This is a genomic window from Parafrankia sp. EUN1f, from assembly GCF_000177675.1.
Taxonomy (GTDB): Bacteria; Actinomycetota; Actinomycetes; order Frankiales; family Frankiaceae; genus Parafrankia.
On sequence record NZ_ADGX01000204.1, the window covers coordinates 1 to 13560 of the forward strand.

Here is a 13560-nt window from a genome sequence, read left to right on the forward strand (position 1 = left end):
GGCCGGATCGGCAACGGGCGGGGCGAGCGGTCCGGGTCGCTCACGGCTTGGTGGGGGGTGGCTATGAAGGTGGCAGTGGGGACCGTTCGCTGCTGGGAGTGGGGACCACCTCGGCCCGACCGCGATGTCGTGTCGATGAGAATGGGAGCCACCTGCACCGGCCCTGCAGGCCGGAGCCCCGCGATCCCCTCCTTGCTGCTTTTGCCTGCCGCGCAGGCACTTTGGTCGCCGACGCGGCGCGCCGACCCTCGGCCCAGCTGCGATCCGCTCGGCGACCTGGCCCCGAAAACCATCACCATTCGATCTTGAAGCGAAGATCGAATGGTCCCCGATACCAGGTGCATCTGGTCCCCGTTGCCACTTACAAAGCCAGGGGGGTTTCCGGCGCTGGCCGGTGGGCTGCGCTGTCTGGGCGGCGTGGTCGAGGTTGATCTGGTCGAGGGTTCGCCGGGTGATCTTCTCGGTGCCGTCGAGGATGGCCTCGATGGCGGCGCCGCGGATGAGGTGGGACAGGCTGCCGATCATCCCGCCGGTGCGCTGGTGGAGGTGGCGGTCGAGCGTGGTGAGCGCCCCGGTGGGGTGGTGGTGCAGGCGCAGGGCTTGCTCGAGTGTGGAGACGAGGGCTTTCCACTCGTCGGCGTAGGGGAACGGGGCTGTTTCGATCAGGCTGTAGCGGCCGGCGATCTGCCGGCCGCGGGTGCCGGTGAACAGGCCGTTGCGTTCGACGTCGATGCCAGCGAGGACGAAGGTCGCGGGGATGCGCTCGGAGAAGTACTTCAGCGTGTCGGAGACCTCGGCGCCGGTGCGGGTGGCCAGGGTCAGGTTGTGGATCTCGTCGACTTTACCGACCGCTGCCGCCCGAATCTGCCCTCCGGCCTGCGCTGATACGTAGCTTACATGTCCATGACCGTGACCTGGCAGGGGGCGTGGTGCCGGTTTCTCCGGCGGTTATGCGCTGTGAGAGAGCCCCGGAGCGGCGGCCAGACCATGGCCTGATTCAACAGCGGGACTTCGTCAGAGCATGAGTTTCGACTCGGCGTTGCGAGTTTCGACGTCGGCAACACGCCGGTCCTGGAAGCGCAGGTTCGTTTCAGAGGGTCGTCAACGGCGGCCGAACGCTCAGTGGGCCGGTGTCCTGACCTCAGAGTTAAGATTTTAGAGTGCCCTGCAAACACGGGGTAGGAATTAGGCCTTTCGGTCGGCCGCCCTGTTGAGACAATGGCTGCTAGCCCGTGCATCGAGCCTGCCTACGTTGCACGGCGAGGGCGGCACCCGCGCCCCGCGCGTGGTGCCGCTCGACCTCATCGGCCATGCGGCAGTCGGTCGAGTCCACTGGTGATGGTATGGTGAATTGTGGCATTTGCACTCCGGAAGTCAAGGCGCCATTTCTCCGAGAGATACGGAGTACCTGGAGAGGTCAATTTCTACGCCTGGATTGAAGAGGGTAGTTACTCAGGCCTGCGCTTCAATGATCCGGATCTTACCAACTGGAATCCGAAGGATCGGCAGAGTAATTCGCCAGAAATTAGTTCCCAGATGGATCTCTTCGCTAAGTTTAGCGATTGGCATCTGCATGCGCCGTTGCGTAACATATTCGTCGGCGTCGTGCCAGCCATCCAGCCGAATGCTCTCGCATCGGCAATCATCGACGATTGTCCGTGTATAGCCATAAGTGCAGGCCTGCTAAGCAGCTTGGATCAATGCCTAGTCCTGTGGGAGAGTGTCTACAGGGTACTCGCTGAGACCATCACCCACCCAGCCTTCAAGCATATGACGGACCGGGAAGCCATGGATCTCTACTTCCAAAAGTTCCACGGTAAGGGTGTTGGAGTAGAAATGGCCAAGGCAAACTCCCTGAGAAGGCTGTTGCTAAATGCCGATCCGGAGTTCATTAAGGAAGCCCTGGCGGACCCCCACGGAATGGAACCACCGGCCGAGCGAGTACCGACCATAGATAGGCTGAAGCAGCCGAGAAGGCGGATCGCATCGCTCGGGTTCGTTGTCGCTCACGAGCTAGCCCACGTCCTCCTCGGGCACGTGTGCCACGCAGCAACGAGAGGCTATGCCGAAGAGAAGCTTGCGCGACATCGGGAGGTCATCGATAGACTACCTTTCCGGAACAGTAGTCAGCGCGACGAGGTGGACGCCGACCTTTTCGGGTTCCACGAAATTTTGCTCGGCTCATTCCGGGAAAAGGCGACGCGGGTCAAGATGGTTCCCAGGGGTGAGCGGGACCGGCAATACGCTGCCATGGTGGGGCAGTGTCTTGAGGGTGCGGCAATCGCCACGCTCGCACTGCATCTTGTTGGGAGCGCAGGAGAAATTCCTACCGGGATTTCGACGCATCCGGCGCCCGCCATCCGGATACAAGCCCTCTGCGATGCCGCCCAGGATTGCCTTACCGCAGTACTATCACGTACCTCCGAACCCGATGTTGGACCGCGTGGTCCAGGTTATCTGACGAGGGCGGCCGAACTTCCCCGAACAATTCATTCCGCGTATGAGATTGTCGCCTCAGTAGTAGACAGCGCAAAATAATCTTGTCGGTGTGATGCGGGTTTCTCTAGCGGTCATCGAGCCGTGGCCTGCCCACCGGATTGGTCGCCAGGCCACGGTTTTTCTCGACGGCGGGACCGTGTCAGTTTCCGGGTTTCGATTCGGTGAGGCGGGCTTCGAGATCGGCGATGCGCCGGTCGGAGAAGCGCAGGTTGGAGCGTGCGGCTTTCAGTCGTTCGAGGGTGCGGTTGTCTGTGGTGAGTTGGCGGACGCGCTGTTTGAGGGTGGTGTTCTCGGTAGTGACGCGCTGGATCGCCTCCTGGGTCCGCTCGGCTTCCAGATCGCGGACCTGGCCGAGGAGTTCACCTATGCGGGCGCGCTGGACGAGGATCTCGCGCTGTGCGGCTTTGAGTCCTTCTTCGGCGTTGAGCGCCCGTTCGCGCCAGGTGGCCTCCTGCTGGTTGTCGTGGTCGGCGAGTGTGCGGGTTCGGTGTTCGCCGGCCTGGGTCTTGGCGGCGGCGAGGGCGGCGCGGGCGTCGGGGTTGTCGTAGAGGAAGGTTCGGGACACGGCCGCGCGTCTTGCCACGGCGGCGACGCTGATCGGCGTCTTCTCGCGGTGGAGTCGGGCCAGGGCGTCGTGGACACGTCGCAGCGCGGCCTCGGTCGAGCTGCGGCGGGCCGCGGTCGCGGCGGCGGTTCGCGGCTTGGGAACGGCGGCGCTCACGTGCATGCCAGTTCGTGGTGCGCGTCGTCGTCGAGGTCGCCGTCGTGTTCCTGGCCTTGGGCGGCGAGGTCGGCGGCGCGGAAGGCGGTGGACCAGACGCGGTGGAAGTAGTCCTGGGGTTTGCGCAGGTCGAGCGCGAGGGCGTCGTCGAGCAGGCCGAGGCCGGCGAGCGCTTTCTCTAGGCCGTCGATCGCCTTGGCAGTGGGCTCGAAGTAGTGGTGGAGATAGTCGGCGGTGGCGTCGTCGGGTGCGCCCTCGGCGAGCAGCCGCCACTGCTCGCGCTTGCGCCGCCAGTAGAGGAGGTCGGCGCCGGACAGGACGAACTTGTCGCAGGTGTGGCAGTCGAGGTTCCAGGGGCAGGCCCCGCCGTCGACGACGGGTTGGAAGGTGCAGAACCCGCCCTCGGCCGGCGTGCTGCGCCGGGACAGGTCGATCGCCAGCGCCTGGGCCTGCTCGCGGGTCAGCGGTGCGGTCTCGCCGGCGAGCGGTTCGCCGGGGGTGGCCGCGCCGGGGCCGGCGACCCAGACGTGGGCGAGGACGTGTTCGAGGTCGTCGTTGGACAGGTGGACGTAGTGCTCGGCCATCCGGTCGGAGACGTGGCCGAGGTAGCGGCGGATGTGGGTGAGGCTCGCGCCGTGGCGCAGCAGGTTGGTCGCGAGCGTGTGGCGGGCATGGTGGGCGACGTAGTGACCCAGGTCGAGGCTGTCGACCCAGGGCCGGAACCGGCTCTGGAACCACTGGTGGGTCAGCGCCACCGTGCCGTCGGGGTTGCGGTGGCTGCTGGGGAACAGCGCGAGCCGGGCCCGTTCGGTGCCGGTGGGCCGGTAGCCGTGCTCGGCGGTGAACCAGTCCAACGTCTTGCGTTGCCGTTCGGCGAGCAGGTCGTAGAGGCGTTCGGGGATGCGGATCGCGGCGTCGTAGGTGCCGACCTTGGTCTGGTCGTGCCAGAACATTGCCAGCCCGCCGTAGCGGCCGATGCAGTCCCAACGCACCGTGAGGACCTCGCCGACGCGGCGTCCGGTGATGACCACGGTCTCCCAGACGTCGCGGATCCCGCGGTCCTGGACGTCGTAGTCGGCGGCGAGCCGAGTCAGGTTCGCCTCGTCGGCCAGCGCGCGGGCGACCTCGTCGGGGAACGGCCGGCGTGCACGCATCGGGGCGCCGCCGGCGGCCGGAGCGGCGATGATGAACTCCCGATCCAATCCGAGGCACTCGGCCGCCCCGGTGTCCATCGCCGCGCGCAGCAGCTTGCGGACCGCGTTGAACACCACCGCGCGGGTGGTCGTCGTGACGACGCCGGCGCCACGTCCGTTCCGGGTGATCGCCAGGGAAGGCATGCCGTCGCGTTCACGTTGGCGCTGGTCGGCGACGAACCGGTGCATGTGCTCGGCTCGGAGCAGGGTCGGGTCGTGGCCGCCGCCGGGGGCGTCGATGTCGAGGAATACGCCCAGCTCGGTGGTGGCCCGGCGCACCGCGTCCAGGACGGCGGCGGTGCGCGGCCGGCGTGGCGAGCGCAGCAGCTCAGCGAGCTGGTCGAAGGCGAGGTCGCGTAGCCAGCGCTGCGGGATGCCGGTCAGGTCGAAGTGGCTGGAGCGGTGGGCGAACCGGACCCCGAAATGGTCGGTCTCCAGGAAGCCGGCCTCCCTTGCCTGCTCGGGGGTGAAGTAGACCTGCCGCAGCTCGTGCAGGATCTCCTTGGCGATCGCCCCGGAGAACGCGGTGCCGACCTCTAGGTCGAACTCGACCAGCGACCCGATGTCGCGGCTGCGGCAGGTGGTGATCAGGCTGCGGATCCAGCCGATGTCCCAGCGGGTCGCCCGGGGCCGGCGGGTGTGAATGAACAGCCCCCACTGGAGCTCGGCGCGCAGCAGGGGCCGTAGCCCGCGGAGGTTGAGCTGCCCCGGCCACGGCATCGCGACCGCGCTCGTGCACCACGACCGGAATCGGCGCTGGTCGGTGTAGTCGACCGGGACCGGCTCGCCGGCGTGCTCGAACCGCTGCCACCAGCTCGCCGGCAGGCTCGCGCCGCCGGGGCGGCCGTCGTGGCGGTAGCGGGTCGCGTGCCCGCTGCACAGCCCTAACGGTGACGCGGCCAGCTCCGGGCAGACCACCACCCGGCAGTCCCCATACCCGGGGTAGGGCACCTGGTCGGCCAGCCAGCCCGTGAAGTCCGCGACCTCGCCGGCCTCGGCCTTGTAGGCGACCCACCGGTTGCGGTGCCGATCACACAGCCGTAGATCGCTGCACACCGCAGGCCGGCCGGGACAGACCTGGCAGGGCAGCTCCTCGAGCCGTTCCGACGCCGCCAGCGGCTCGGCGGCGGCCACGAACGCAGCCCTGCCCACCCCCCGCTCCTTCGCCTGGGCCCACGCCTGGCGGTGGATCGAGCACAGGTCGCCGGAGTTGCGGACCCGTTCACAGCCGGCGATCAGACAGTCCCACTGGTAGATCGGATGGCCGCGGGGGATCGACACGATGTCGCCGCGGAACAGGGGGTCGAACGACGGGGCAGCGATCAGCGTGGTCAGGATCTCCAGCCGGTCCCGGGCCGCCCGCTCAGGCCGGTCGGGGTAGAGGGGACGCAGGTAGTCCGCCCGCTTCACCGCCCCTCGCCCCAGACGGCCCGCAGCGCGGCGTCGAACGCCGGGTCGTGGACGTCGACGTGGCCGTAGATCTCATCCACCATGGCGGTCGACGCCCACCCGCCGGCATCCCGCGCGATCAGCAGGTTGCCGTCCGAGGCGTCCAGCACGGCGCTGGTGAACGAGTGCCGGAACGCGTGCGGCCGGATCACCCCCAGCCCGGCGCGTCTGCCTGCCCGCGCGAGCATCCGGCGGGCGGCGACCGGCGCCCACGGCTGGCCGGCGTTCGGGCCGTGCAGCTGGACCAGCAGCATCCCCTGACCGGCCTGGCTGGTCGGGTACTCGCTGGTCAGGTAGTCGAAGTAGGTGTGCACCATCGCCGGGCTGACCCGCTTGACCAGCCCACCCACGACGGTGCCGTCCTCGACCCGCCACGGGTGCTTGGTCTTCGCCTCGGCCCGGTTCGGGTTGCCGGGACGGTGACAGACATGGACATGCGGGGCGCGGCACTGCCCACAGGCGGCGTTCTCCCGCAGGTGCAGGTCGACCAGGTGCAGCCCGCACAGCTCCCCGATCCGCAAGCCCCCGTCGGCCAGCCAGGTCACCACCAGCCGATCACGAGCCGAGGTCACCTCGGCCAACAGCCGTTCCCGCGCCCTGTCGGGGAGCATCTTCGGATGCCGGCGGTGCGGCCCGGCCGGGGCCAGCGGGTTCGCCGGCATCGACGCGGTCACGTGCCCGAGGAACGCTCGGCGCCGGACGGCCCGGGATGGCAGCCGGCCGCGATCGAGCGCGGCGCCGAGCTCGCCGTTGACGCCGTGGGCAGCCTGGTGCAGGTAGAACCCCTTCAGGCAGGCGGCCGTCGTCGTCAGCGCGGCCTGCCCGTAGGGCCGCTTCCCGATCCGCCACGGCTCGCCGAACGGCCCCGCGACCTCGGCGCCGAGGATCCCCATGTACCGCTCGAGGTCGGACAGCCTGACCGCGTCGAAGGTCAGGCACTCCCGTTCCAGCCACCGCAGATGATCCACCAGCAGGTAGGCATATGTTCGCTGCGTCCCCGACCCCTCATGCCGGCGCAGGAACCGGCCCGCTTCCGGGTGCACCGTCCCCTCCGGCCAGACGATCGTCCACGACCGCCGCCCATCCCCCCGCCGGATCTCCTGCACCCGCAGATCCCCGACCACAACCGCGCGAACCACGTGCCCTCCGTCTACCGACGCCGCCAACAGGACGGACGTCCCGGACCCGGTTGGTAAACGAGCACGGCACGCCCCAGCAACAGGCCGGGACGGACACTACGGACAGATCAACTGCGGTCGGTAAAGTCGACGCAGACGAGGCTGACGCGGGTGTCGACGGCGACGCCGCAGACGGCCTCGATGACGTCGGTGATGTTCGCCCGGGTGGTCAGGGGCAGGCCGAGGAAGCGGGCGAACTCGACCGCGAGCATCCGCGGGGTCGCGGCGGGCGGGACGGTGACGTAGATGACCGGGATGCGGTCGTCGACGCCGGGGTGGCGGCGGCGGTCGATGGCCTCGTGGGTCTTGCCGAACTGGGTGATCGCGGTGGTCTTGCCGGTGCCGGCGGGGCCGGACAGGATCAGGCCGCGCCGCGCGGAGACGGCGTGCCGGTTGAGCAGGGTCAGGCGCCGGCCGGCGTGCACCACCTGGCGCAGCGTCGAGGTGCCGACGACGGCCAGGCGGGTGTGGTAGTCGAGGCGGTGCTCGTCGTAGTCGGCTCTGTTGGCCTCGGCCAGCGCCGCCAGCTGGGGTTCAGGCAACAGGTCCGGCGCGGCGTTGGTCGTGGCGGTGAACGCGCGCCATCCAGGCAGCGTGGTTAGTTGCCGGTGGTCCTCGTCGCCGAGCAGGGTCGTGCCCTGGCGGGATCCTCCCGTTGTGGTGGGGGTGGTCACCAGCGCCGGTCCGCCTCGGCGAACGGATCAAAGACCGGCAGCGGGATGACCTTCGCTGCCCCGGTCGTCTCGTCGGCGTCCTCGGTGGGGCCGGTGGGACGGCCGTCGGTGGGCGTGGGCGCGGGTGGCCTCGAGGCGTGGGTGCGGGTGGCGACGGTGCGGTCCCGTGAGGTGGCGGGGCCGCGGTGTGCACGTTCGAGCAGGTTGGTCACCGCGGCGGCGATCTCCTGTTCGATGCCGGTGGGCAGGCCGGCGCGGGCGTGGTCCCAGGCCAGTTCGCCGAACGGGGCCGGGGCTCGGTGCAGCTGGGTCCAGAACGCGGTGATCCAGCCGCCGGCGGGATCGCGGGCCCAAATCCGGGAGACGTCGTAGGGGTCGTGGTGGACCTCCCAGAGGTCCTTCTTCGCTTTGACCCCGGAGGGCTGGCGGCGCAGCGGGTTCAGGGCTTCGGCGTCGTAGGTGCGGTGGTTGAGGCGAATGCCGTAGGCGTTGATCGCGTGCCAGCGGGCCGGGAGCAGCTCGATGTAGTCGTCTCCGGTCAGCGTGACCGGGACATGACCGGCGGTCTCGACCAGCGCCGCGTACTTCTGGTTGGCGGTGAACATCCGCCCTGGGGTGAGTGGGTCGCGCAGGCCGTCGTGCGGCCGGTTCTGCCAGGCCGCGACGATCCACTCATCGAGGAGGTCCTGCAGCTCGGGCAGCGACCACAACGGCCCGTCGGCCAGGTGCCGGCCGCGCCGGTCCGCCGTGGAGCCGGTGTAGCCGGCGACGAACTGGGCGAACAGCGAGGACACCGACCCGAGTGTCCGCTCGATGTGGCCTTTGTCCGTCGGGGTCGCCTCGTGCGCCGGCTGCAGGCTGATCCCGAGGAACCTGCAGGACGCGCGGAACGCCCGTGACATGAACACCTTCCCGTGGTGGCAGACGACGGTGTCCGGGACGATCACCGGCCTGGCCGCCGCGTGCGTGAGCCGCTCGTCGAGCGCAAGCAGCCGCTGGTGCGGCAGCACCGACCGTGACATCGCCAGTGCTTGCGCCCATCCCGGCCGCATCGGTTCCGGGGTGACCGTGCGCGCCAGCAGCACCGAGGCGTCGATCGCCTTCGTCGTCGGCCGCAGCACCGCGGCGCTCACCGTGCGGGTCGCGACGTCGACCATCCCGGTCAGCTCGACCCGGCCTGTGACCCCGTCGTCGAGGCGGACGAGCACGTCGAACGGGGTCGAGTCGATCTGCATCAGCTCACCCGGCGCCGCGGCCGTCACACCCGAGAACGGGCCGTCGGGGCGGGCGGCCAGCGACCGGCGCGCCCGCGCCGAACCAGTGGCGTGCCGGCCGTGCGCGAGCCGGCCGAACAGCCGGTAAAGGGTCCGCTGCGACGGCAGCACCACCGGCGGGTCAGAACCGGCGAGGAGCTGTTCGGTGCGCCAGAGTACGAACCCCGCCGTGCGAGACGACGCCTCCGTCGTCTCGGCGATCGCCGTGGTCATCGCTGCGACGACCCGCTCGTCGACCCGGCCGAAGGCCGCGGACCTGCGGTCGGCCCGGTGGTCGACCAGGCCGATGACACCTTGAGCCTGGTAGCGCTGCCGGCGGCGTTTGACCGTCGCCGCGCTTACCTGGTGGCCCGCCGCGGCGAGCTCGGTGGCCTTCGCCTGCTCCCGGCGGGTCAGTGACCAGCGGCCAGGGTCGAACTCCGGCCGCGCCGCCGCCCCCGGCGGGCTGTCCGGGAGACGGCCGTCGAGCACCTCGACGATGTGCCGTTCCCACCACAGCGCCTGCTCGACCGCCTCGGCGGGCAGGCCGTCCAGCATCCCATGTGGGGGCACCGACCCAGACCCAGTCACACAGACCACCCCGCCGGGCCCACCATCGTGGACGGCCCGAGCAGCCCGCTGGTCAGATCCGCGGCCAGCAGCCGGCGCCAGAGCAGGTGGTAGAGCACCGGCAGCACTGCGATCCGGTCGCCGACCTCGGCGGCACCGCCGAACAGAGGCCTCGGTTCGGCGAACACCTCCACCAGCCGGTCCGCCACCGCGGCGGCGCCGGCGCAGCGGGGATGCCGGTAGCGCGCCAGCCAGCGCACGTTCGCGACCAGCACGGCACCGGGAACCCCGACTCGGCGGAACAGCCAGCCGACCTCGGCGCAGGCCGTCGCCGTCGCCGTGAACGCCTCGGCATCCGACGCCTCGATCCGGTCGTCCGCCCGCACGTCGATAACCACGCCCCTGCCGTCGGCGAGCCGGACGAAGAAGTCGGGAGCGTGCCGCCGCTGGCGAACACCGTCGTGCCAGCGCAGCCAGAACGGCTGCGCGGCCAGCCCCACCACGTCCGGATCGAAGTCGAGCAACATCAGGTGATCCCGCTCCAACCACGACTCGAACCCCACATGATCATTAGTGGTGGCTGACCACCACCAGACCGGGAAGCTGCTCCCGCCACGCGGCCAGCCGAACGGCCGAACCGGTAGGACCGCCTCGAACGGCTCGGCCCAGCACGTCGCCAGCGTCCCCCGGCACCGCGACCCGACCGACTCCACGAACTCCAGCGAGAACCCGCCGCCCGCAGGCTCGACCGCCGCGACCGCCACCGACACCTGGCAGAACGTAGATCAGCAGGTACCGAACCAGGTCACCTTCGATGGCACGAACCACGACCGGACCACGTTCGATGGCACACGACGCAGGTTCGCTGTCAACGGACAGCTTTGTAAGTGGCAACGGGGACCAGATGACAGGTCCATCAGCCCGGTCAGTTCGACCGACCCACGCGCCGTCGCGGGGCTGCCCGTCTGCGTCGTAGGCGGGGGTCCACGCGCCCGCGGGAACCTTCGCGATCGCCTCGGCGGCGGTGTCGGGCAGGGTGAACCCGACCGAGTAGGCCAGCCGGCGGCGGTGCAGCCAGTCGAGGAACGCGTGTGTGCCGCCGCCGCTGTCGGTCCGGATCAGCACCGACCGGCTCCGGCGCAGCCGCCGGGGTAGCTGCGCCAGTGCAGCGGTGGCCACGATGACGTGGTCGGCGGCCGTGTCGGGCATCCGGTGCAGTCTCCCGGCGACGCGCAGCCCGGTCGCGCTCGACGGGGAACTCATTGACCATCGCGGCTCCGGCCAGCGCGACCCGCGACCCAACCACCGCTGCCGACGTTACGTAGGAGATCGGGTGCCCGGCGGCACCGACTTTTACCTCGGTGCGACAGGGGCAGAACAGACATGCAGATGCCTCATCAAATTGGTTGGAATGGTCGATGTGTTCTGATTGTCGGACGTCGGATCGCGATCTTCCTGTGATGCCGCGGATAGAGCTTCTCCATGAGTCGGAGCGGACCCGGGTGACTCGGCTGATTCTCCTCGGGGAGAGCGTGATCCGGAAGGAGTGCCTAGGGTCGTTGGCGGAGCGTCGGGCGCGGCACGAGATGGAGATCCTCGAGCGACTGTCCGGTATCGAGGGGATTGCACAGCTGGCGACGCAACGAGCCCCCTTATGTCCTGGGGTGCTGCTAATGGCCGACGTTGGCGGCACGGCGCTGTCCAGCTGGACCGTTTCACCCGATCCTGCCGATTTGATCGATTTAGCAGAACTGCTCGCGCGAGCTGTGGCCGGCATGCACCGCAGGGGTGTTGTACATCGAGACATCAATCCAACGAACATCCTGGTCAGCCCTACACAGCCGGGCCTGTTCCTAATCGACTTCGCGCTGGCCACGACCATCACAGCGATTAGTCCGAAATATCTGCATCAGCACGAGATCGTGGGGGCGATGCCGTATCTGGCGCCGGAGCAGACCGGTCGGACCGGTCGCCCGGTGGACCAGCGGGCCGACCTTTACGCAGTCGGGGCCACCTTGTACGAGCTGGCCACTGGCGCGCCGCCGTTCGGCACGGGCGACCCCCTACGAGTGATTCATGACCATCTTGGGCGAGTTCCGGTGCCGCCGTCGGCAGTGAATCCGGCGGTGCCCACGGGGTTGTCAGCCGTCATCATGCATCTACTGGAGAAGGAACCGGACGATCGCTACCAGACCGCCGACGGGTTGTTATATGATCTTGCGCTGGTTCGCCGTGGTGCCGGGGTGGTGCACCTGGGTGACCATGACTTCCCGGTCGGACCGCTGAGGCCGTCCCGCCTGGCAGGGCGTGCAGAGGCGATCGGCGAGCTGCGGAGGGTCTTCGCCCAGGCGATCGAAGGCCGCTGCCCCGGGGTCCTTCTCGGTGGCGTGCCCGGAGTGGGCAAGACATCGCTGGCCAACGAGTTGCGGCCGGTCGCCGCCGAAGCCGGCGGTTGGTTCGTGACGGGAAAATTCGACCAGTATCGCCAGGATTGGGAGTATAACGGCGTTATTCAGGCATTCCAGGCGCTGGGCCGCCTCCTGTTGGCCGAGCCTGAAGCCAACCTGGTCGAAATGCGGGACAGGATTCTGCGGGCGTTGGGACCGAACGCGGGACTGGCCGCCGCAACAGTGCCCGAGCTGGCGACGCTGCTGAAGGTGAACCCCGAGCTGGGGGATCCGATGACCGTGCAGGTGCGGGGACAGCAGAACGCCGTCGAGGTGCTGCGTGCAGTCGCCTCGCGCGAGCGGCCGATCGTGCTCTTTGTCGATGACCTGCAGTGGGCCTGGCGGGCCCCGCTTCGCATCATCGATCTGATCCTCGGAGGAGAGGAGAACATCGAAGGGCTGCTGCTGGTCGGAGCCTTCCGAGGCAACGAGGTGGATGCCGCTCACCCGCTGACGTCCCTGCTCGCTCGTTGGAGCCTTCAGCCAGCCGGGCCACACATCCTGCGCCTGGGCAACCTGTCTCCGGAAGACCAGGCGGCTATGCTGGCGGATCTGCTGAAGCTGGCCCCGGCGCCAGCCGAGGAACTGGCACGAATAACTGCGCCCAGCACGGCAGGCAACCCGCACACCACAGTGGAATTGCTGAACTCGCTGCGTCAGGACGGGGTGCTGGCTCGCGGTGACAGTGGCTGGCGGTGGGATGAGGCCGGACTGCACCGGCGGCTGCATGTGAACGCGGCCGGGCTGCTGACCGCCCAGGTGACCTCGTTGCCGCCAGAGACCCGCGAGTCATTGGCGATGATGACGTGCCTGGCCGGTCGGGCCGAGCTGGATCTCCTGAAGGCCGCGACAGGGCTCGCGGCGGACGAGCTCGAGCGTCGGCTTGCTCCCGCCTTCGCCGCCGGTCTGCTGGTGCTGGAGTCCGGCGGGCAACCGGCCGTGCGATTTGACCACGATCAGACGCGGGAGTCCATCCTCGAGGGACTCACTGCCGAAGCGCGGCGCGCCGTGCGGTTGAGCCTGGCCAGGCGACTGGCCGACCGAAACGAGTTCTTAACAGTGGCGGCGGAGCAGTATCTGCTCGTGGCTGACTCCGTGGACACCCCGCAGGAACAGCGACAGATGGTCAACCTGTTCCTGCGCGCCGCCGAGGAGACGAAGTTGCTGGTCGGCTCGCCTCTGGCGGAGCGGTTCCTGGCTGCAGCAGTGAGATTTATCGACCCGACCGACACTGATCAGTTGCTAGCGGTCCACCTCGACCGCCACGCCGCTTTGTACCGTCTGGGCCGGCTGGACGAGGCGGACGAGGCGTATCAAGCCATCTGCCGGCTGTGCACCGACCCGATCCAACACGCGGAGGCGACCGCGGTGCAGGTCAGCAGTCTTACTAGCCGGGGTCGAGCTGCCGAGGCGCTGCGACTCGGCCTCGATGCGCTTCGGAGCCTCGGCCACCATGTCCCGGACGGGGATCGGATGGAAATGGAGATCGATCGCGGTCTTGACGCGCTCTATCAGTGGATCGACCAGACAGGCGAAGCAGACGATCTGCGCCGACCGAAGATCACCGACCGTTCGC

The 13560-nt window shown here is 68.9% G+C and carries 8 protein-coding genes and 2 pseudogenes; 3 read left to right on the forward strand and 7 right to left on the reverse strand.

Annotated features, from left to right (window positions below):
• Positions 1-417 precede the first annotated feature (417 nt).
• Together FREUN1FDRAFT_RS45550 and FREUN1FDRAFT_RS44565 are read left to right on the forward strand one after the other, a co-directional pair.
• Positions 418-885 carry a hypothetical protein gene (locus tag FREUN1FDRAFT_RS45550; protein ID WP_035956759.1) on the forward strand — a complete coding sequence of 156 codons (468 nt, stop codon included), beginning with the start codon at positions 418-420 and terminating at the stop codon, positions 883-885.
• Between the two features lie 468 nt (positions 886-1353).
• The gene (locus tag FREUN1FDRAFT_RS44565) at positions 1354-2538 is read left to right on the forward strand and encodes a hypothetical protein (protein ID WP_157475736.1); all 1185 of its coding nucleotides are present in this window, start codon (positions 1354-1356) and stop codon (positions 2536-2538) included.
• 100 nt (positions 2539-2638) lie between these two features.
• On the opposite strand, the gene FREUN1FDRAFT_RS34680 is transcribed toward FREUN1FDRAFT_RS44565, so the two are convergent.
• The 7 genes and pseudogenes from FREUN1FDRAFT_RS34680 to FREUN1FDRAFT_RS42440 form a co-directional block, all read right to left on the reverse strand.
• On the reverse strand, positions 2639-3226 hold the full coding sequence (locus FREUN1FDRAFT_RS34680) for a DUF6262 family protein (RefSeq protein WP_006545046.1): 588 nt from the start codon (positions 3224-3226) through the stop codon (positions 2639-2641).
• The gene (locus tag FREUN1FDRAFT_RS45555) at positions 3217-5823 is read right to left on the reverse strand and encodes a site-specific integrase (protein WP_006545047.1); all 2607 of its coding nucleotides are present in this window, start codon (positions 5821-5823) and stop codon (positions 3217-3219) included. The genes FREUN1FDRAFT_RS34680 and FREUN1FDRAFT_RS45555 overlap by 10 nt, the downstream gene beginning before the upstream one ends.
• The gene (locus FREUN1FDRAFT_RS34690; RefSeq protein WP_006545048.1) at positions 5820-7001 is read right to left on the reverse strand and encodes a tyrosine-type recombinase/integrase; all 1182 of its coding nucleotides are present in this window, start codon (positions 6999-7001) and stop codon (positions 5820-5822) included. Before FREUN1FDRAFT_RS34690 ends, FREUN1FDRAFT_RS45555 begins: the two co-directional genes overlap by 4 nt.
• Positions 7002-7126: 125 nt before the next feature.
• Positions 7127-7669: pseudogene (locus tag FREUN1FDRAFT_RS34695) on the reverse strand (AAA family ATPase); the annotation flags it as partial.
• Between the two features lie 41 nt (positions 7670-7710).
• Positions 7711-9525, reverse strand: coding sequence for a hypothetical protein (locus tag FREUN1FDRAFT_RS34700; RefSeq protein WP_006545050.1), 1815 nt, complete (start codon positions 9523-9525; stop codon positions 7711-7713).
• 29 nt (positions 9526-9554) lie between these two features.
• On the reverse strand, positions 9555-10307 hold the full coding sequence (locus FREUN1FDRAFT_RS34705) for a TnsA-like heteromeric transposase endonuclease subunit (protein WP_035956788.1): 753 nt from the start codon (positions 10305-10307) through the stop codon (positions 9555-9557).
• Positions 10308-10433: 126 nt separating this feature from the next.
• Positions 10434-10740, reverse strand: a pseudogene (locus tag FREUN1FDRAFT_RS42440) (transposase); the annotation flags it as partial.
• Positions 10741-10955: 215 nt separating this feature from the next.
• Here FREUN1FDRAFT_RS42440 and FREUN1FDRAFT_RS34710 point away from each other — a divergent pair.
• Positions 10956-13560, forward strand: a 2605-nt coding sequence (locus FREUN1FDRAFT_RS34710) for an AAA family ATPase (RefSeq protein ID WP_035956806.1), incomplete at its 3' end; no start/stop codon positions are given.

Coding starts and splice junctions, on each gene's coding strand:
- FREUN1FDRAFT_RS34700 (WP_006545050.1), bottom strand. CDS start 9,525: ATGCTGGACGGCCTGCCCGCCGAGGCGGTCGAGCAGGCGCTGTGGTGG.
- FREUN1FDRAFT_RS34680 (WP_006545046.1), bottom strand. CDS start 3,226: ATGCACGTGAGCGCCGCCGTTCCCAAGCCGCGAACCGCCGCCGCGACC.